The following is a 17,627-nucleotide window of genomic DNA, read 5'->3' on the forward strand; positions in this document are numbered from 1 at the left end:
CCCGTCAGACGGTCCCCGGGGTCACCATCCCCGACTCGTAGGCGACGATGACCAGTTGCGCCCGGTCCCGGGCCGCCAGCTTGCCCATGATGCGGCTGACATGGGTCTTCGCGGTGAGCGGGCTCAGGCCCAACGCGTCGGCGATCTGCGTGTTGTTGAGGCCGCGGCCGACCAGCGCGAGCGCGGCGAGCCACAGCCCGACCACCACCCAGGGCACGGCCCGCTTGCGCCCGGTACGCGTCCTTACGGCCCCCATGGGTCCGGCTCCCTCCAGTCGGGTGTCTGGATCGGTCTCCAGACTGCCGCCGGTCGGGCGCCGGTTCGTCGGGCGTGAGGTCGAGTCGAGGGGTACTGCGGGGGACGGTCCGGGCCGCGCGTTACTCCCCGGGGAGTAACGCGGAAGCGGGGTCTACGAGGGGGTGCGCGCCGCCGCCAGCAGGCGGGTCACGTCGTCGGAGCAGATCGTGAGCGCCGCGCCCACCGTCGCCAGCACATCCCGCTCGGCCGGGGTGTACGGCCCGTCCGCCAGGGCGATGCGGGCGCCCTGCAGCAGGATCGATTCGCGGCCGACGGTGGCGAGGTGCGGGGCGAGGGGGTCCAGGGCCTCGTGCAGCTCTATGGCCAGCCCCGCGCCGCAGGGTTCGCCGGCGATCCGGCCGGTGTCGGCCTCCAGCGCCTCGACGAGGGCGGCCAGCTGCTCCTCGGTGCAGTCGTCGTAGCCGGCCGCGCGCACGGCGAGCACGGCGGCCTCCAGGGCCGAACGGGACCCGGCGCCGCCCGCGGCGAGCACCGCGAGGGCGACCGTGTGCACGGCGTCGCGGAGCATCGCGGAGAAGCGGGTGGTGGTCGGATGGTCGAGGACGTCCGTGCCGAAGTGGCGGCGGCAGGCGGCGCACTCCACGACCGGACCGGTCTCGCCGCGCGGCAGCACGGGCAGGCCGAGCAGGGTGAAGCGGCGTTGTCCGGTCAGCCGCTGGTAGTTGCGGTCGCCGCCGCAGCCGGGGCAGAAGAACTCCCCGTCACCGGCGGCCGTCCACACGGTCCGGGTGCCCAGGACGCGAGAAAGCCTGGCGGCATGGCCGTTTCGTCCCCGTCCTGGCAGCACGTCGCACCTCCGTCACGCCGCACGGCAACGTCGCCGCGCTTGCGTGATGTTAGCCACATCAGAGACGAGGAGTCAGCACCCCGGAGGAGACCTTTCCGTGACCCCCACAGCAAATGGCCGGTATACGACGGGGCTCCACCCGCCGTACATCGGCGGACGGAGCCCCTGTGGCACCGGTGAGCGGCCTGCGGCCGCGAACCCGTACGGCTGGTCAGCGAGCCGCGCGGTTGACGGCCGAGACGACCGCCTTCAGCGAGGCCCGCGTCGTGTTGGCGTCGATCCCGATGCCCCACAGGACCTTGTCGTCGATGGCGCATTCGATGTACGAGGCGGCCTGCGCGGAGGCGCCCTCGCTCATCGTGTGCTCCTGGTAGTCCAGCAGCCGTACGTCGATGCCGACGGACTGCAGGGCGTCGAAGAAGGCCGAGATCGGACCGTTGCCCGTACCGGTCAGGACCGTGTCCTGCCCGTCGACCGTGGCCTCCACCGTCAGGGTGTCCACGCCGTCGGTGTCGGTCGTCGACTGGCCGGTGCGGACCTGGATGCGGCCCCACGGGTTCTCGGGGTTCGGCAGGTACTCGTCCTGGAAGACCGCCCAGATGTCCTTCGGCGTGACCTCGCCGCCCTCGGCGTCGGTCTTGGCCTGGATGACCTTGGAGAACTCGACCTGCATACGGCGCGGCAGGTCCAGGCTGTGGTCGTTCTTCAGGACGTAGGCGATACCGCCCTTGCCGGACTGCGAGTTGACCCGGATGACCGCCTCGTAGGAGCGGCCGACGTCCTTGGGGTCGATCGGCAGGTAGGGGACGGCCCACTCGATGTCGTCGACGGTGACGCCCTTGGCGGCCGCGTCGGCCTCCAAGGCGTCGAAGCCCTTCTTGATGGCGTCCTGGTGGGAGCCGGAGAAGGACGTGTAGACCAGGTCGCCCACGTACGGGTGGCGCGGGTGGACCTCCATCTGGTTGCAGTACTCCCACGTGCGACGGATCTCGTCGATGTCGGAGAAGTCGATCTGCGGGTCGACGCCCTGGGAGAACAGGTTCATGCCCAGGGTGACCAGGTCGACGTTGCCGGTGCGCTCACCCTGCCCGAACAGACAGCCCTCGACGCGGTCGGCACCGGCCATCAGGGCCAGCTCGGCGGCGGCGACGGCGGTGCCGCGGTCGTTGTGGGGGTGGATCGACAGGCAGACGTGCTCGCGGCGGGAGAGGTTGCGGCCCATCCACTCGAAGCGGTCGGCGTGCGTGGAGGGCGTGGAGCGCTCCACGGTGGCCGGCAGGTTCAGGATGATCTCGCGGCCCGGGCCGGGCTGCCAGACGTCCATGACCGCCTCGCAGACCTCCAGCGCGAAGTCCAGCTCGGTGTCGGTGAAGATCTCGGGGCTGTACTGGTAGCCGAACTCGGTCTCGGGGCCCAGCAGCTTCTCGGCGTACTCGATGACCAGCCGCGTGCCGTCGACGGCGATCTGCTTGATGTCGTCCTTGGAGCCGCGGAAGACGACCCGGCGGAAGACCGGGGCCGTGGCGTTGTACAGGTGGACCGTGGCCCGCCTGGCGCCCTTCAGGGACTCCACCGTGCGCTCGATCAGGTCCTCGCGGGCCTGGGTCAGAACGGAGATGGTGACGTCGTCGGGGATGGCCCCGGGCTCCTCGATGATGGAGCGCACGAAGTCGAAGTCGGTCTGGCCGGAGGCCGGGAAGCCGACCTCGATCTCCTTGTAGCCCATCTTCACCAGCAGGTCGAACATGGCGCGCTTGCGGGCGGGCGACATGGGGTCGATCAGGGCCTGGTTGCCGTCACGCAGGTCGGTGGACAGCCAGCGGGGGGCGGTGGTGATGCGCTGCTCCGGCCAGGTGCGGTCCGGGATGTCGACCTGCTCGTAGCGGCCGTACTTGTGGATCGGCATGGAACTGGGCTGCTGGCGGTTCGCCATGATGCTCAGGGCTCCTCAGAGGGTGTCCGGAAGGACGGCCGACGACGCAGCACCAAGCTCCGCGGGGAGGGAGTCGGCCTCGACTACAGGCCCTCGCCGCGGCAGCTAAGGAGAAGCAGCCCGAAACGCATGATGCGCAGCATGCTAGCCGAGCCTCTCCCGGCGCGTGGGGTCGTATCAGTATGCGGGACCCGGTGCGCATACGGGACAAAAAGTGCGCTATACCACTTCGCCATAGCACTCACCACGGAGCGTGAGGGGCGTTGTCCCGGTATTTCACCAATCACGGTGGCGACTAGTGACAGTTTCGTCACGCAGTGCAAGGGTGCCGGGCATGACGACTCACGGAGGCTTCGAGCCCGTCTTCTGCACCATCGTTCCGCCTCATGTCCTCGACAAGCTCGCCCAGGCCGAGGACTCCTCGCTCGCCGGTCCCGCCCGCCGCACCCTGCAGCGCGACGCCTTCGAGCGCACCCAGCGCCGCCTCACCACGGTCATCGGCGCGACCGCCGTCGCCGCGGTCGCCGACGGCAAGCCGCAGCGCACCGTCCACGACGCCCGGCACGGCACCGACCTGCCCGGCCACAAGGTCCGCGGCGAGGGCGACAAGCCCGGCAAGGACGCCACCGTCAACCGCGCCTACGCCGGCCTCGGCGCGACCTTCGAGCTGTTCCTCCAGGCCTACCAGCGCGACTCGATCGACGGCAACGGCCTCCCGCTGAACGCGACGGTGCACTACGACCGCGACTACAACAACGCGTTCTGGAACGGCGAGCAGATGGTCTTCGGCGACGGGGACGGCGAGATCTTCCTGGACTTCACCATCCCGATCGACGTCATCGGCCACGAACTCGCCCACGGCGTCACGCAGTACACGGCCAACCTCACCTACTTCGGCCAGCCCGGCGCGCTCAACGAGTCCCTGTCGGACGTCTTCGGCGCCCTGATCAAGCAGTACACGCTCGGCCAGACCGCCGCCGAGGCCGACTGGCTGATCGGCGCGGGCCTGCTCGCCCCGCGCGTGACCGGCACGGCACTGCGCTCCATGAAGGAGCCGGGCACGGCGTACGACGACGACGTCCTCGGCAAGGACCCGCAGCCGGCGACGATGGACGACTTCGTGCGCACCGGCCGCGACAACGGCGGTGTCCACATCAACTCGGGCATCCCGAACCACGCCTTCTACCTCGCCGCCACGGCCCTCGGCGGCCACGCCTGGGAGCGGGCCGGACAGGTCTGGTACGACGTCCTGACCGGCGGCGAGCTGAAGCAGCAGGCGATGTTCGTCGACTTCGCCACGCTCACCGTGAAGGCCGCCCGGGAGCGCTTCGGCGACGGGGAGGAACTGGACGCCGTGTCGAAGGCCTGGGAGCAGGTCGGGGTGCGGACCCTGTAGTTCCGTACTAGACAGGGGCCATGCGTATTCAGGTGCGGCGCACGGGCGGATTCGCGGGCATCGAGCGGTATGCCGAGGTGGACACCTCGGGCCGGCCCGATGCCTCCGAGTGGCACACGCTGGCCGGGCAGGCCCTGGCCGCCGGCCGGAGCACACCGCCGGTCGGCGTCCCGGACGGGTTCAGCTACCAGCTCACCGTGGACGGGAAGACCGTGTACTGCGCGGACCCCCGGCTGACGGACGAGCAGCGGAAGCTGATCTCGCGGGTGCTGAAGGAAGGGGCGTGACGGATCCACGTCACCGGCCGGGCAACAGCTCCTTTCCGCCCGGCCGTTGACTTCCGTTGCCGCCGGTACGGATGATCCAGCGCATGGCGACTGACGCAGGCAATCCGATCCCCCGCTTCCCGGCCGGCTTCCTCTGGGGCGTCTCCACCTCGGCGCACCAGATCGAGGGCGCCGCGGACGAGCGCGAGCCGTCCGTCTGGGACGCCTTCACGGCCGGGCCGGGACGGGTGAAGGACGGCTCGACGGCGGCGGTGGCCTGCGACCACGTCCACCGCCACCGCGAGGACGTGGCACTCCTGGCCGGCCTGGGCGTGAACGCCTACCGCTTCTCCGTCTCCTGGCCGCGGGCACGCTCCGAGAAGGGCCTGGACTTCTACGACCGGCTGGTCGACGACCTGTGCGCGGCGGGGGTCCGCCCGGTGCCGACCCTGTTCCACTGGGACCTGCCGGCGGACCTGGACTGGCTGGAGCGGGACACGGCCGAGCGCTTCGCCGAGCACGTGTCACTGGTCGCCGACCGCCTCGGCGACCGGGTGACCAAGTGGATCACCCTGAACGAGCCCGCCGAGCACACCCTGCTGGGCCACGCCCTGGGCACGCACGCGCCGGGGAAGCGACTGCTGTTCGACGCGCTGCCGGCCGCCCACCACCAGCTGCTCGCCCACGGCCTGGCCGTCCGGGCCCTGCGCGCCTCGGGCGCGTCGGACATCGGCATCGCCAACTCGCACGGCCCGACCTGGGCGGCGTCCACGCAGACCGCGGACGTGGAGGCGGCGGACTTCTACGACCTGCTGCTGAACCGCCTGTTCGCGGACCCGCTGCTGCTGGGCCGCTACCCGGACGGCATCGGCGCACTGATGCCGGGGGACGTCGAGGCGGACCTGAAGGTGATCGCCGAGCCGCTCGACTGGTACGGGATCAACTACTACGCCCCGACCCGGGTGGGAGCCCCGCAGGGCGCGGAGATCGAGTTCGGCGGGATCACCATGCCCGCCGAACTTCCCTTCTCCGTCCGCGAGATCGAGGGCCGCCCGGTCACGGACTTCGGCTGGCCCGTCGTCCCCGAGGGGCTCACCGAGCTCCTCACCACCTTCCGCGACCGCTACGGCGACCGGCTCCCGCCCGTCGTCATCACCGAGAACGGCTGCTCCTACCCGGGCGTCGACGACCAGGACCGCATCGCCTACCTGGACGGCCACGTCCGGGCCCTGCACCGGGCGGTGGAGGCGGGCGTCGACGTGCGCGGCTACTTCGTGTGGTCCCTGCTCGACAACTTCGAGTGGGCGCAGGGCTACGCACGCCGCTTCGGCCTGGTCCACGTCGACTTCGACACCCAGGAGCGCACCCCCAAGGCGTCCTACCGCTGGTACCGGGAGCTGCTGAAGGCGCAGACGCCTACGGCTTGATGCCCACCCCGATCCACAGGCTGACCTCGGCGTCCGTCGGGGCGTCGCCCCGGTGGCGTTCGGGAAGCCGCCGGGCAACACGGCGCGCGTGTCCGGGTGTCCGGAGCAGGCCCGGCCACACCAACAGACGACTTCCGTACACCGGTCCGACTATCCGGAAACCTCAGAACCCCAGCTTGCGCAACTGCCGTGGATCCCGCTGCCAGTCCTTCGCGACCTTCACATGCAGATCGAGGAAGACGGGAGTCCCGAGCAGCGCCTCGATCTGCTTGCGGGACTTGATGCCGACCTCCTTCAGGCGCTTGCCCTTGGGGCCGATGATGATGCCCTTCTGGCTGGGGCGCTCGATGTAGACGAAGGCGTGGATGTCGAGGAGGGGCTTGTCGGCGGGGCGGTCCTCGCGGGGGAGCATCTCCTCGACGACGACGGCGATGGAGTGCGGCAGCTCGTCGCGGACGCCCTCCAGCGCGGCCTCGCGGATCAGCTCCGCGATCATGACCTGCTCGGGCTCGTCGGTCAGGTCGCCCTCGGGGTAGAGCGCCGGGCCCTCGGGCAGCAGGGGCACGATCAGGTCGGCCAGCAGACCCACCTGCTGGTCGCCGACCGCCGACACCGGCACGATCTCGGCCCACTCGAAGCCCAGCTCCTTGCCGAGCTGGTCGATGGCGATCAGCTGCTCGGCGAGCGTCTTGCTGTCCACGAGGTCGGTCTTGGTGACGATCGCGATCTTCGGCGTCTTCTTGATGGACGCCAGTTCCTTCGCGATGAAACGGTCACCGGGGCCGAGCTTCTCGTTCGCCGGCAGACAGAAGCCGATCACGTCGACCTCGGCCCACGTCGTGCGCACGACGTCGTTGAGCCGCTCGCCCAGCAGCGTGCGCGGCTTGTGCAGCCCCGGGGTGTCGACCAGGATCAGCTGGGCGTCCGGGCGGTGCACGATGCCCCGCACGGTGTGCCGCGTCGTCTGCGGCTGATTCGCCGTGATCGCCACCTTCTGGCCGACCAGAGCATTCGTGAGGGTGGACTTGCCCGCGTTGGGACGGCCCACGAAGCAGGCGAAACCGGCCCTGTGGACAGCTCCGGCCGGCTCTTCGGATGACTGGGTACGAACGCTCATGCCGCCCATTCTCCCTGATCCCCGGAGCCGCCCCGTACCGGACGTCCGCCGTGAGCTTCCCGAAACCGTTCCTGGAGGCTGAGCGAGAGTGGGCCCTGCTGCCAGGGCTCATGCTCAGCCGGCCACCCCGGACGGTGTTGGGCGTCCTGGTCTCCCGCTTTCGCTTCGCCTACGGCGCGCACGGACCGGGTCCGTGGTCCGGGAACGCGCGGGCGGGGTCCCTCACGCCCGCGGATGCCGGATCCGGCCTGGACGGTCCGATGCCCCTGCTCATCGCTCTGGTGAGGAGGGGCGGCGCCGAGGGCCTCCGCTACGGCGGCGGCCTCGCCCAGCTCGGCAAGCAGCTGCTGGCCGTGGCCGTGGTGGGGGTGTACGCGTTCGGCGTGACCTACGGGATCGGCAGGCTGATCGACGCCACCATGGGCCTGCGCGCCACCGAGGAGCAGGAGCAGGAGCAGGAGCAGGAGCAGACCGGCCTGGACCTTACGGTGCACGCCGAGACGGCCTACGATCACGGGGTCCTGGGCCACGGCGCCCCGGTCTCCTCCTCCGTCGTCTCCCCCGCCCAGAAGGTCACCCCCCAGGCATGAAGCTCATCACCGCGATCGTCAAGCCGTACCGCCTCGACGAGGTCAAGAACGCCCTGCGGGAACTCGGCGTGCACGGCCTGACCGTGAGCGAGGCCAGCGGCTACGGCCGGCAGCGCGGTCACACCGAGGTGTACCGCGGCGCCGAGTACCAGGTCGACCTGGTGCCCAAGGTTCGTGTCGAGGTCGTCGTCGAGGAAGCGGTGGCCGGGGACGTCATCGACGCGGTCGTGAAGGCCGCGCACACCGGCAAGATCGGCGACGGCAAGGTGTGGGCGCTGCCCGTCGAGACGGTCGTGCGGGTGCGGACGGGCGAGCGCGGCCCCGACGCGCTCTGACACCGGGGCCGCGCCGCTGCCGGCTCAGTCGAACACGAACGGGCCCGGCGACTGCGGCCCGGTCGCCGTGCAGGTGATGGTGATGCCGAAGACGGTCATCTTCAGCGAGCCGCCGAAGGCCTCCAGGCTGTCGCCGGAGGCCACGGTGCCGCTGAGCGGGCCGACCTCGACGGGGGCGCCGGCGGCCATCGCCGGGTTCTCCGTGCCGGCGAAGTCGACGGTGCCGCCGCCGGCCTTCACCAGGGTGAGGGTGGAGGAGATCGAGTCCTCTCCCAGCGCGATGGGCGCCGTGATCGCGGAGGACTTGACGGTGAGCGTGGCGGCGGTGCCGTCCTGCGTGGCCGTGAGGGTGGCCTCGCCGCTGCCGAAGGTGCCGCAGTCCGCGCTGATCGTCGCCGTCTGGGGGGTGACGGCGAAGGCCGCGGGGGCGAAGGCGAGTCCGGTGACCGCGAGGGCCCCGGCCGCCAGTGCCGCACCTGTTCCGATTCGCTTGCATCTCATGGGATTCCGGCTCCGTTTCCGTGGGGGGCGGACCGCTCGGCGCGTGGATGCGGGCACACCGCCGAGAGTCGAATCTGACGGTCCGTCGGAATGGACGGTTCCATTGATGCGTGTGGGGCAGGCGGCGGCAAGGTTGAAAACTGGCCTAATTACCGCCGGTTACAGCGAAGTTCAGCCGGCGGTGACGGTGGTCCGGACCGTTCCGTCGGGCCCCGCCACCAGAACCGGCGTCCCCGCACCGCCGAGGTCCCGAACGGCCGCCCGGTCCGCGTCGGACGCGGTCTCCGCCTCCGTCACGACCGCCGCCGCCTCCAGGGACGTCGCGCCCGAGGCCACGGCCATCGCCACCGCCGTCTGCAGGGCACTGAGCTTCAGGGAGTCCAGGGCCACGGTGCCCGCCACATAGGTGCGTCCGGTCTCGTCCCGTACGGCCGCGCCCTCGGGCACGCCGTTGCGGGCCCGCGCGGAACGGGCCAGGGTGACGATCTTGCGGTCCTCGGGGTCGAGCGCGCTGCTGTCGGTCATGGTCCGAGCATACGTAGCGGCCGCCCCGGCCCCGTCTCAGGGCCGGTCGAGGCGGAGGCGGTCCGCTCGGGGCAGGCCCGCGACGACCAGGTCGTACGAGTCCTCGATGAGCTCGCGGACCAGTTGGTCCGGGAGCTCGCCGTCGACCGTGACGGTGTTCCAGTGGCGCTTGCTCATGTGCCAGCCGGGGACGATGAGGCCCTCGTACTCGCCGCGGAGGCGGACCGCCTCGTCCGGGTCGCACTTGAGGTTGACCTTGAGGGGGCGCGCGTCGAGGTGCGACAGGGCGAACAGCTTGCCCCGCACCTTGAAGACCGAGATCTCCGGGCTGAACGGGAAGTCCTCCACCGCCGCGTTGAACGACAGGCAGAACGCGCGCAACTCCTGCGGGGTCACTCCGGCTTCTCCTCCTCGGGCGGGTCCGCCGGGCCCACCGGCTCCGCCAGCACGGTCACGATCTTGTTCCGGCGGCCGGCCGCGGCCTCCGCGGTCAGCCGCAGTTCCCGGCCGTCGGGGAGGTCCACGACGGACGAGGCTCCGGCGATGGGGACGCGCCCGAGTGCCTTGGCCAGCAGGCCGCCGACCGTCTCGACGTCCTCGTCGTCGAACTCCTCCAAACCGTACAGCTCGCCCAGGTCGCTGATGTCGAGGCGGGCCGTGACGCGGAAGCGGTCGTCGCCGAGCTCCTCGACCGGCGGCAGTTCGCGGTCGTACTCGTCGGTGATCTCGCCGACGATCTCCTCGAGGATGTCCTCGATGGTGACGATGCCGGCGGTGCCGCCGTACTCGTCGACGGCGACGGCGACGTGGTTGCGCTCCTTCTGCATCTCGCGCAGCAGGTCGCCGGCGTTCTTGGTGTCGGGCACGAAGAACGCCGGGCGCATGGCCGTGGAGACCTGCTCGGACTCGGCGTCGCGGCTGATGTGCGTCTTGCGGACCAGGTCCTTCAGATACACGATGCCGACGATGTCGTCCTCGCTCTCCCCGGTCACGGGGATGCGCGAGAAGCCGGAGCGCAGGGCGAGGGTGAGGGCCTGGCGGATGGTCTTGAAGCGTTCGATGACGACCAGGTCCGTGCGCGGGACCATGACCTCGCGGACGAGGGTGTCGCCCAGTTCGAAGACGGAGTGCACCATGCGGCGCTCCTCGTCCTCGATGAGGGACTCCTTCTCGGCGAGGTCGACGAGGGCGCGCAGCTCCGCCTCGGAGGCGAACGGGCCGCGGCGGAAGCCCTTGCCGGGGGTGAGCGCGTTGCCGATGAGGATCAGCAGCGACGGGATCGGGCCCATGATCCGGGCCAGCGGCACCAGGACGTACGCCGAGACCGTCGCCGTGTTCAGCGGGTGCTGGCGGCCGATGGTGCGCGGGGAGACCCCGACGGCGACGTAGGACACCAGGACCATGACCGCGATGGCGACCAGGAGGGCCTCGGTGGTGCCGTCGAAGGCCTTCAGGCAGCCGTAGGTGATCAGCGCGGCGGCGGCCATCTCGCAGGCGACGCGGACCAGGAGGGCCACGTTGAGGTAGCGGGTCGGGTCGGCGGCGACCTGGGAGAGCTTGGCGCTGCCGCGGCGGCCGGAGCGTACGGCTTCCTCGGCGCGGAAGCTGGAGACGCGGGCGAGGCCCGCCTCCGCGCAGGCGGCGAGCCAGGCCACGACCACCAGGGCGATGGCGCCCAGGGCGAGTTGCGGACTCATCGGCGGCGTTACGAGACCGTCGGCGCCGGGGACGGGCCGGTCAGGCCCCGCTCCGAGCGCCAGCCGTCGACGATGGCCGCCTGGAGGCCGAACATCTCGGCCTTCTCGTCCGGTTCCTCGTGGTCGTAGCCCAGCAGGTGCAGCACCCCGTGGACGGTGAGCAGTTGGAGCTCCTCGTCCATGGAGTGCTGCGTCTCCGCGTCCTTGCCCTGCTTCTCGGCGACCTCGGGGCACAGCACGATGTCGCCGAGCAGACCCTGCGGCGGCTCGTCGTCGTCCTTGGAGGGCGGGCGCAGCTCGTCCATCGGGAAGGACATGACATCCGTGGGGCCGGGGAGGTCCATCCACTGGATGTGGAGCTGCTCCATGGCGTCGGCGTCCACGACGATCACCGAGAGCTCGGAAAGCGGGTGGATGCGCATCCGCGCGAGCGCGTAGCGGGCGATGTCGAGGATCGCCTGCTCGTCGACCTCGGTGCCGGACTCGTTGTTGACGTCGATCGACATGGTGCTGTGTGTGTCTACTTCCCCTTGTGCCCGGACTTGCCGCGGCTCTTGTGCGCGCCGTTCTGGGTGCCGTGCGTGGTGTCGTACTTCTCGTACGCGTCGACGATACGGCCCACGAGCCGGTGCCGGACGACGTCCTGGGACGACAGTCGGGAGAAGTGGACGTCCTCGACGCCGTCCAGGATGTCCTGCACCTGGCGCAGGCCGCTCTTCGTCCCGTCCGGCAGGTCGACCTGGGTCACGTCACCCGTGATCACGATCTTCGAGTCGAAGCCGAGGCGGGTGAGGAACATCTTCATCTGCTCGGGGCTCGTGTTCTGGGCCTCGTCCAGGATGATGAAGGCGTCGTTGAGGGTGTTGTGCGTCAGCAGGTGGTCCTGCGTGACGTACAACGAGTCCTCGGCCGCCACCTGGATACAGACGGTCTCCTCCCGTCCGGCGGGCTCGATGCTGTCGATGAACCGCATCGGGCGCCCGCCGCCTCCGGCAGCGAGGTACTTGTCGCGCTTACGGGGGAGGCGGAAGGGTTCGATGCCTTCGGGGAGGCGGATGTCGATGACATGAGCGTCGTACCGGTGGACGACCTCTCGTCCCTCGGCGAGGCCGGGCCTGCGCCCCTCGGCGGCCCTGCGGCGGGTGTACGCCACACCGCCCAGCGACTGCACCAGGGCGACGACGTCGTCGCGGAGCAGAGCCGACGTCGTCGTGTACTGGATCCGGCAGGTGCGGTCCTTCTGTGTCACCGGGCCGCCGTCGGCGTCCAGCAGGCCCTGGAGGACCGCCAGCCGTACCTCAGCCGAGTTGTACAGGTAGTCGTCCGGGACGAACTTGGAGTGCGAGCGAGTACGTAGCAGGTCCAGTTCACGCAGGACACGCGTGACGGGGTTGTCCAGGGTGATCACGTCGCCCGGGGACTTGATCCGGTTGAGAACGTAGTCCGGTCGGCGCTTGTGCCGCACGGCGACACCGGGCAGCGAGGCCTCCAGAGCGTCGGCCAGTTCCGGATCCTCGGTCGCGAAGGAGGGGGTCGTGGAGCCGGTGAGGCAGCCGTCACCGAGCAGCAGTCCCAGGGCGTACGGGTCCATGGGTACGTCCCGCTCCGGCAACTGGACCGGCGCGGTGAGCATCGGCAGTTCGTACCGGCGAGCGTGGGCCGCCCGCAGGTTGCCGATCATCTCCCGGGTCTCCAGGACCTGCCATGGCTTGCCTCGGCGCTTGTCGGCGGCCGTGCGGACCGTCCACAGGTGCTCACCGCAGCACAGCGTCCAGGAACCGTCCTGGGCCGTGACCCGGTAGATGTCCCGCTCGCCTTGTGGATAGACGCCGAGGACCGGTGTCGGCTCACCGTTGGACCCGATGACCAGGTCACCGACCTGAAGGTCCCCGATGGGACGCCAGCCGTCCGGTGTGAGGACATTGGTGAAGAGCGGTTGCGCCCGGCCGCGCATGTAGGCGAGCGGCGCGACCTCGATGGTGCCCGCCGCCATCAGCCGCGGGATGGAGTCCGGGTCGAGCATGTCGTGCAGCGCGTCGTAGAGCGGGCGCAGGTACGGGTCGATCTTCTCGTAGAGCGTGCCCGGGAGGAAGCCGAGCCGCTCGCCGGCCTCGACCGCGGGGCGGGTCAGGATGATGCGGTTGACCTGCTTGGACTGCAGGGCCTGCACCGCCTTGGCCATCGCCAGGTAGGTCTTGCCGGTGCCCGCGGGGCCGATGCCGAAGACGATCGTGTGCTTGTCGATCGCGTCGACGTAGCGCTTCTGGTTGAGCGTCTTGGGGCGGATGGTGCGGCCGCGCGAGGACAGGATGTTCTGCGTGAGCACCTGGGCCGGGGTCTCCTGGCCGTCGCTCTCGCCGTTGTCGCTCGCCTTCAGCATGGCGATCGAGCGTTCCACTGCGTCCTCCGTCATCGGCTGCCCGGTGCGGAGCACCAGCATCATCTCGTCGAACACGCGCGAAATGAGGGCGACGTCCTTCGGGTCGCCGACCGCGCTGATCTCGTTGCCCCGGACATGGATGTCGGCCGCCGGGAAGGCCTTCTCGATCACGCGCAGGAGGGAGTCGCCGGACCCCAGCACGGTCACCATGGGGTGCTGGGCGGGGACGGTGAGCTGCGCTCTCGCCTGCTCCTGCGCGGGGGTGTGAGCTGTCGATGATTGAGTCATGGGCCGGCGCTTAAGGCCTGCGGTTCCTCCTCGTCATGGCCGCACAGCTGAGGGCGGCCTCGCGGTTCCCAGGGTACGACGGGGGAGTGACAACGCCGTAGGGGTTTTGGGGGCCGGGTTGCACACCCGGGGGCCACCGGAGCCTCAGGCCGAGCGCCGGAAGCCGATCGTCGGCACGGCCCTGCGCAGCGGCCAGGGCCTCACCAGTTCCTCCGACACCAGCTCCGCGAGGAACCCGTACCTCTCCAGCGCCACGGGCGACTGCCCCTCGACGGACTGGACCCTGCGCCACCACGCCGCGATCTCCGACCAGCCCGGCGCCGACAGCGACCCTCCGAACTCCTGCACCGACAGCGCCGCGGTCAGTCCGGCGAAGGCCAGCCGGTCGGCGAGCGACCAGTCCGCCAGCGTCCCGGCGACGAACCCGGCGACGAACACGTCACCGGCCCCGGTCGGGTCGAGCGCCTCGACCGCGATGGCCGGCACCTCCGCCGTCTCGCCCGTGCGCCGGTCCACCGCGTAGGCCCCGTCCGCGCCGAGGGTGACCACCGCGAGCGGCACGTACTCGGTGAGGGCGTGCGCGGCGGCCCGGGGGCAGTCCGCGCCCGTGTACCGCATCGCCTCCTGCGCGTTGGGCAGGAACGCCTCGCAGCGCCGCAGGTCGGGGAGCCCCGCCAGGTCCCACGCCCCGGTCTCGTCCCAGCCGACGTCGCCGAAGACCCGGGTGCCGTTGCTCGCGGCCTGGGCGATCCAGGGTGCGCTCACGCCGGGGGCGAGGGAGGCGACGGCGGCACGCGCGCGTGGGGGGCAGGCGGGCGCGGGCTCCTCGGGGGGTGGCTCGTGGCCGTGCGAGACCATCGTGCGCTCGCCCTCGTAGGCCATGGAGACGGTCACCGGGGAGTGCCAGCCGGGCACCGTGCGCGACGGTGAGAGGTCGATGCCCTCGCCGTGCTCCAGGGCGTCCCAGCAGTAGTCGCCGTAGTGGTCGTCGCCGAAGGCGGCCGCGAGGGAGGTGCGCAGGCCGAGGCGGGCCAGGGCGGTGGCCATGTTGGCGACGCCGCCGGGGCTCGACCCCATGCCGCGCGCCCAGGACTCCGTCCCGCGCACCGGGGCGGAGTCGAGCCCGGTGAAGATGATGTCCAGGAAGACGGTACCGGTGAGGTAGACGTCCCAGGGCGGGTCGTCCGGTGTGCGCAGCGGGGCGAGGGGATCGACCTGGCTCTGGCGGTGCGATCCCTTTCCCGGGCCCTTCCCGGCCGGGGCGGTGGACGCGGTCACTGTGCGCTCCCTGACGTGGTGCGGATCAGGCCAGTCTGCACCACATCACCGACAACGTGACGCCGCTCACGCCGGACCCACCCGTCCCGTCAGTTCGCGCCGGTCCCCCGCACGCCCCCTCCCCCGGCCCCGGCGGGCCTCACCAGCGGGGCATCGCGGGCGTCACCCACTCCGGGTCGGCGATCCGCATCGCCGCCGCGTCGTCACGGTCGCGCAGGGCGCCGTCGTCGTCCAGCCACCGCCGGTGCAGTTCGGCCAGCCGCGCGCGGTCGAGCTCCACGCCGAGGCCGGGCGCGTCGGACACGGCGACCTCGCCGCCCTCGAAGGTGAGCCGCTCGGTGAGGACGTCCTCGGACTGCCAGGGGTAGTGGGAGTCGCAGGCGTGGTGGAGGTTCGGGACGGTGGCCGCCACGTGGGTCATCGCCGCGAGCGAGATGCCGAGGTGGGTGTTGGAGTGCATCGACACGCCGACGCCGAAGGTGCGGCAGACGGCGGCGAGCTGCTGGGTGTTGCGCAGTCCGCCCCAGTAGTGGTGGTCGGAGAGCACGACCTGGACGGCGCCCCGGGTGAAGGCCTCCTGGATCTCGGCGAAGGTCGTCACGCACATGTTGGTGGCGAGGGGGACCCCGGTGCGCTCGGCGACCTCGGCCATGGCGGGCGTGCCGAGCGCCGGGTCCTCCAGGTACTCCAGGACTTCGCCGAGCTCCTGGGCCACCTTCACCGACGTCTCCACCGACCATGCGCCGTTGGGGTCCAGCCGCAGCGGATGTCCGGGGAACGCCTCGGCCAGGGCCTTGATCGCCGCGATCTCCTCGTCGGGCGGGAAGACGCCGCCCTTGAGCTTGAAGGAGGTGAAGCCGTACCGCTCCGTGAAGCGGTGGGCCTGCTCCACGACTCCCGCCGGATCGACGGCGGCGCCCCAGTCGTCCTTCTCGGCGGGTACGCCCTCGGGGTGACCGGCCCACTTGTAGAACAGGTAGGCGCTGTACTCGACGGCGTCGCGCACCTTGCCGCCGAGCAGCGCGTGCACGGGCAGTCCGAGCGCCTTGCCGAGGGCGTCCAGGCAGGCGACCTCGAAGCCGGAGACGACGGACAGCCGCAGCTTGTCGGCGGTCTGGACACCGCGCAGCCCGCCGACGTCGACGGCGGTCTCGACGCGCGAGGCGTCCACCGCGACCTGGTCCGCGACCGTGAACAGGCCGTTCAGATCGCTGGCCTGGCGTCCCTTCAGCCGCTCGGCGAAGGGCCGGGCCAGCTCCAGGTACGTGGCGTCGCCGTAGGTCTCCCCCACGCCGGTGATCCCGTCGGCGGTGACGACCTCGACGATCAGCCGGGGCGTGTACGGCTGGTGGACGCCCTGGGTGTTCAGCAGCGGCGGGTCGGCGACCAGGATCGGCGTGAGCGTCACGTCGGTGATGGTGAGGTTCACAGGGTGGCTCCCACGAGGTCGAGTCCGGCGGTGAGGAGGGCGGTGAGGGCGGCCAGGTCGGCGGCTGAGGGGTCGGTGAGCGGGGCGCGGACCGGGCCGACCCCGTGGCCGCGGAGCCGGGCCGCCGCCTTCACCAGCGACACGGCGTACCCGGGGACGCGGTCGCGCAGTTCGACGAGCGGGACGTAGAAGTCGCGCAGCAGCTTGTCGAGGGTGCCGTGGTCGTCGTCGCGCAGGGCGGTGAAGAAGGCGCCGGGTGCGGCGGCGAGCCGCTCGGCGACATAGGCGCGGTAGCCGTCCGCATCGAGGGTGCCGTCGTCGCGGAAGGCGGTCAGCGGGAACGACAGCACGCCGCCCGCCATGCCGTCCCGCAGCCGCTGCGCGACCGCCACCGGTCCAGCGCTCGCGGTCATCTCCCCGTCATCTCCTTATGCAGACGCGATCTATATATGAGAATGAAGCCTGAGTATGTGAACGTCAACCGCCCGGGCGGCCCGATTACCATCGGCACATGTCAGACACAGGGGGCGTCCGCGAGGTGAAGTCCGCGGCCCGCACGGTCGAGCTGCTGGAACTCCTCGCCGCGCGCGGCGACCGTCCGGCCCGGCTCCAGGAGCTGGCCGGCGAACTCGGCGTGCCGCGCAGCTCGATGTACGCGCTGCTCCAGACCCTGATCTCGCGCGGCTGGGTCCGCACCGACGTCACCGGCTCCCTGTACGGCATCGGCATCCACGCCCTGCTCACCGGCACCGGCTACCTCGACTCCGACCCGCGGGTCGGGGCCGTGCGGCCGTACCTCGACGAGGCGTCCGAGGCGCTCGGCGAGACCATCCACATGGGCCGGCTGGACGGGCGGAACGTGGCGTACCTGGCCACGCGGGAGTCGCACGAGTACCTGCGCACGATCAGCCGGGTGGGACGGCGCCTGCCCGCGCACGTCGGGGCCCTGGGCAAGGCCCTGCCGGCGGAACGGCCGGACGGCGAGCTGCCCGAGGGCCCTTACGAGGCACTGACCCCGAACTCGCACACGAGCCGGGAATCCCTGCTGGCCGACCTCTCGGAGACCCGCTCGCGCGGCTGGTCCGTGGACCGCGAGGAGGGCGTGACCGGCATCGTCGGCTTCGGGTTCGCACTGCGCTACGACAGCCCGGCGCTGGACGCGATCAGCTGCTCGGTACCCGTCGCCCGGCTCACGCCCGCGCACGAGGAGCGGATCGTCGCGGTGATGCGGGAGATCCGGATCAAGGCCGAGGCGACCGTTCCGTCGGGGTCCGGATCGGTGCACTGGCGTTAGCGAAAACGCCGCCGACGCCTGACGAAAGGCACTCGTTTACCCGGGCTTCACCACCCCAAACACAAC

16 protein-coding genes and 3 pseudogenes are annotated in these 17,627 nt (G+C 71.0%); 6 read left to right on the forward strand and 13 right to left on the reverse strand.

The genetic code is table 11. The annotated features are described in order from the left end of the window. Window positions 1-4: 4 nt before the first annotated feature. From HDC93_RS26470 to leuA, 3 genes and pseudogenes are all read right to left on the reverse strand, one after another. Window positions 5-181, reverse strand: a pseudogene (locus HDC93_RS26470) (response regulator transcription factor); the annotation flags it as partial. Window positions 182-409: 228 nt separating this feature from the next. Then, entirely contained in the window at window positions 410-1,105 is a 696-nt protein-coding gene (locus tag HDC93_RS26475; protein ID WP_185013319.1) for a TerB family tellurite resistance protein, read from the reverse strand. 211 nt (window positions 1,106-1,316) lie between these two features. After that, a complete protein-coding gene (leuA, locus tag HDC93_RS26480) occupies window positions 1,317-3,038 on the reverse strand; it encodes a 2-isopropylmalate synthase (RefSeq protein ID WP_185013320.1) in 1,722 nt (573 codons plus the stop codon). Between the two features lie 334 nt (window positions 3,039-3,372). Here leuA and HDC93_RS26485 point away from each other — a divergent pair, with 334 nt between their 5' ends. From HDC93_RS26485 to HDC93_RS26495, 3 genes are all read left to right on the forward strand, one after another. Next, entirely contained in the window at window positions 3,373-4,434 is a 1,062-nt protein-coding gene (locus tag HDC93_RS26485) for a M4 family metallopeptidase (RefSeq protein ID WP_185013321.1), read from the forward strand. A 20-nt stretch (window positions 4,435-4,454) separates the two neighbouring features. After that, window positions 4,455-4,721 carry a protealysin inhibitor emfourin gene (locus HDC93_RS26490; RefSeq protein WP_185013322.1) on the forward strand — a complete coding sequence of 89 codons (267 nt, stop codon included), beginning with the start codon at window positions 4,455-4,457 and terminating at the stop codon, window positions 4,719-4,721. Between the two features lie 83 nt (window positions 4,722-4,804). After that, the gene (locus HDC93_RS26495; protein WP_185013323.1) at window positions 4,805-6,127 is read left to right on the forward strand and encodes a GH1 family beta-glucosidase; all 1,323 of its coding nucleotides are present in this window, start codon (window positions 4,805-4,807) and stop codon (window positions 6,125-6,127) included. 163 nt (window positions 6,128-6,290) lie between these two features. Here HDC93_RS26495 and era read toward each other — a convergent pair whose 3' ends face one another. Beyond that, window positions 6,291-7,253, reverse strand: coding sequence for a GTPase Era (gene era / locus HDC93_RS26500; protein WP_097216527.1), 963 nt, complete (start codon window positions 7,251-7,253; stop codon window positions 6,291-6,293). Window positions 7,254-7,534: 281 nt separating this feature from the next. Here era and HDC93_RS26505 point away from each other — a divergent pair. Further along, window positions 7,535-7,834 (forward strand): annotated as a pseudogene (locus HDC93_RS26505) (ammonia channel protein); the annotation flags it as partial. Beyond that, complete coding sequence (locus HDC93_RS26510; protein ID WP_185013324.1) at window positions 7,831-8,169, forward strand: P-II family nitrogen regulator; 339 nt, start codon at window positions 7,831-7,833, stop codon at window positions 8,167-8,169. The pseudogene HDC93_RS26505 and the gene HDC93_RS26510, both read left to right, overlap by 4 nt. 24 nt (window positions 8,170-8,193) lie before the next feature. Here HDC93_RS26510 and HDC93_RS26515 read toward each other — a convergent pair whose 3' ends face one another. From HDC93_RS26515 to HDC93_RS39765, 9 genes and pseudogenes are all read right to left on the reverse strand, one after another. Beyond that, complete coding sequence (locus HDC93_RS26515; protein ID WP_185013325.1) at window positions 8,194-8,670, reverse strand: hypothetical protein; 477 nt, start codon at window positions 8,668-8,670, stop codon at window positions 8,194-8,196. Between the two features lie 171 nt (window positions 8,671-8,841). After that, a complete protein-coding gene (locus HDC93_RS26520; protein ID WP_030836448.1) occupies window positions 8,842-9,195 on the reverse strand; it encodes a cytidine deaminase in 354 nt (117 codons plus the stop codon). A 36-nt stretch (window positions 9,196-9,231) separates the two neighbouring features. Beyond that, window positions 9,232-9,591, reverse strand: a complete 360-nt coding sequence (locus HDC93_RS26525; RefSeq protein ID WP_185013326.1) for an MmcQ/YjbR family DNA-binding protein — start codon at window positions 9,589-9,591, stop codon at window positions 9,232-9,234. Continuing rightward, window positions 9,588-10,892, reverse strand: coding sequence for a hemolysin family protein (locus tag HDC93_RS26530; protein ID WP_185013327.1), 1,305 nt, complete (start codon window positions 10,890-10,892; stop codon window positions 9,588-9,590). Before HDC93_RS26530 ends, HDC93_RS26525 begins: the two co-directional genes overlap by 4 nt. A gap of 8 nt (window positions 10,893-10,900) precedes the next feature. Then, a complete protein-coding gene (gene ybeY, locus HDC93_RS26535; protein ID WP_031106287.1) occupies window positions 10,901-11,398 on the reverse strand; it encodes an rRNA maturation RNase YbeY in 498 nt (165 codons plus the stop codon). A 14-nt stretch (window positions 11,399-11,412) separates the two neighbouring features. Next, the gene (locus tag HDC93_RS26540; RefSeq protein ID WP_185013328.1) at window positions 11,413-13,560 is read right to left on the reverse strand and encodes a PhoH family protein; all 2,148 of its coding nucleotides are present in this window, start codon (window positions 13,558-13,560) and stop codon (window positions 11,413-11,415) included. A gap of 144 nt (window positions 13,561-13,704) precedes the next feature. Further along, window positions 13,705-14,838 (reverse strand): PfkB family carbohydrate kinase, encoded by a 1,134-nt coding sequence (locus tag HDC93_RS26545; protein WP_185013329.1) that lies wholly within the window; start codon window positions 14,836-14,838, stop codon window positions 13,705-13,707. 139 nt (window positions 14,839-14,977) lie between these two features. Beyond that, window positions 14,978-16,267, reverse strand: a complete 1,290-nt coding sequence (locus tag HDC93_RS26550) for a glucarate dehydratase family protein (protein WP_185013330.1) — start codon at window positions 16,265-16,267, stop codon at window positions 14,978-14,980. Further along, window positions 16,264-16,521 (reverse strand): annotated as a pseudogene (locus HDC93_RS39765) (5-dehydro-4-deoxyglucarate dehydratase); the annotation flags it as partial. The pseudogene HDC93_RS39765 and the gene HDC93_RS26550, both read right to left, overlap by 4 nt. Before the next feature lie 257 nt (window positions 16,522-16,778). Here HDC93_RS39765 and HDC93_RS26560 point away from each other — a divergent pair. After that, on the forward strand, window positions 16,779-17,561 hold the full coding sequence (locus HDC93_RS26560; protein WP_185013332.1) for an IclR family transcriptional regulator: 783 nt from the start codon (window positions 16,779-16,781) through the stop codon (window positions 17,559-17,561). Window positions 17,562-17,627: the final 66 nt, after the last annotated feature.

This window comes from Streptomyces sp. AK010, from assembly GCF_014207295.1.
GTDB lineage: Bacteria > Actinomycetota > Actinomycetes > Streptomycetales > Streptomycetaceae > Streptomyces > Streptomyces massasporeus.

What these genes read in the sequence shown, in the direction of transcription:
- HDC93_RS26520 (WP_030836448.1), bottom strand. Translation starts at nt 9,195, where the DNA reads ATGACCGACAGCAGCGCGCTCGACCCCGAGGACCGCAAGATCGTCACC.
- HDC93_RS26510 (WP_185013324.1), top strand. Translation starts at nt 7,831, where the DNA reads ATGAAGCTCATCACCGCGATCGTCAAGCCGTACCGCCTCGACGAGGTC.
- era (WP_097216527.1), bottom strand. Translation starts at nt 7,253, where the DNA reads ATGGGCGGCATGAGCGTTCGTACCCAGTCATCCGAAGAGCCGGCCGGA.
- HDC93_RS26490 (WP_185013322.1), top strand. Translation starts at nt 4,455, where the DNA reads ATGCGTATTCAGGTGCGGCGCACGGGCGGATTCGCGGGCATCGAGCGG.
- HDC93_RS26540 (WP_185013328.1), bottom strand. Translation starts at nt 13,560, where the DNA reads ATGACTCAATCATCGACAGCTCACACCCCCGCGCAGGAGCAGGCGAGA.
- HDC93_RS26560 (WP_185013332.1), top strand. Translation starts at nt 16,779, where the DNA reads ATGTCAGACACAGGGGGCGTCCGCGAGGTGAAGTCCGCGGCCCGCACG.
- HDC93_RS26485 (WP_185013321.1), top strand. Translation starts at nt 3,373, where the DNA reads ATGACGACTCACGGAGGCTTCGAGCCCGTCTTCTGCACCATCGTTCCG.
- HDC93_RS26530 (WP_185013327.1), bottom strand. Translation starts at nt 10,892, where the DNA reads ATGAGTCCGCAACTCGCCCTGGGCGCCATCGCCCTGGTGGTCGTGGCC.
- HDC93_RS26515 (WP_185013325.1), bottom strand. Translation starts at nt 8,670, where the DNA reads ATGAGATGCAAGCGAATCGGAACAGGTGCGGCACTGGCGGCCGGGGCC.
- HDC93_RS26495 (WP_185013323.1), top strand. Translation starts at nt 4,805, where the DNA reads ATGGCGACTGACGCAGGCAATCCGATCCCCCGCTTCCCGGCCGGCTTC.
- leuA (WP_185013320.1), bottom strand. Translation starts at nt 3,038, where the DNA reads ATGGCGAACCGCCAGCAGCCCAGTTCCATGCCGATCCACAAGTACGGC.
- ybeY (WP_031106287.1), bottom strand. Translation starts at nt 11,398, where the DNA reads ATGTCGATCGACGTCAACAACGAGTCCGGCACCGAGGTCGACGAGCAG.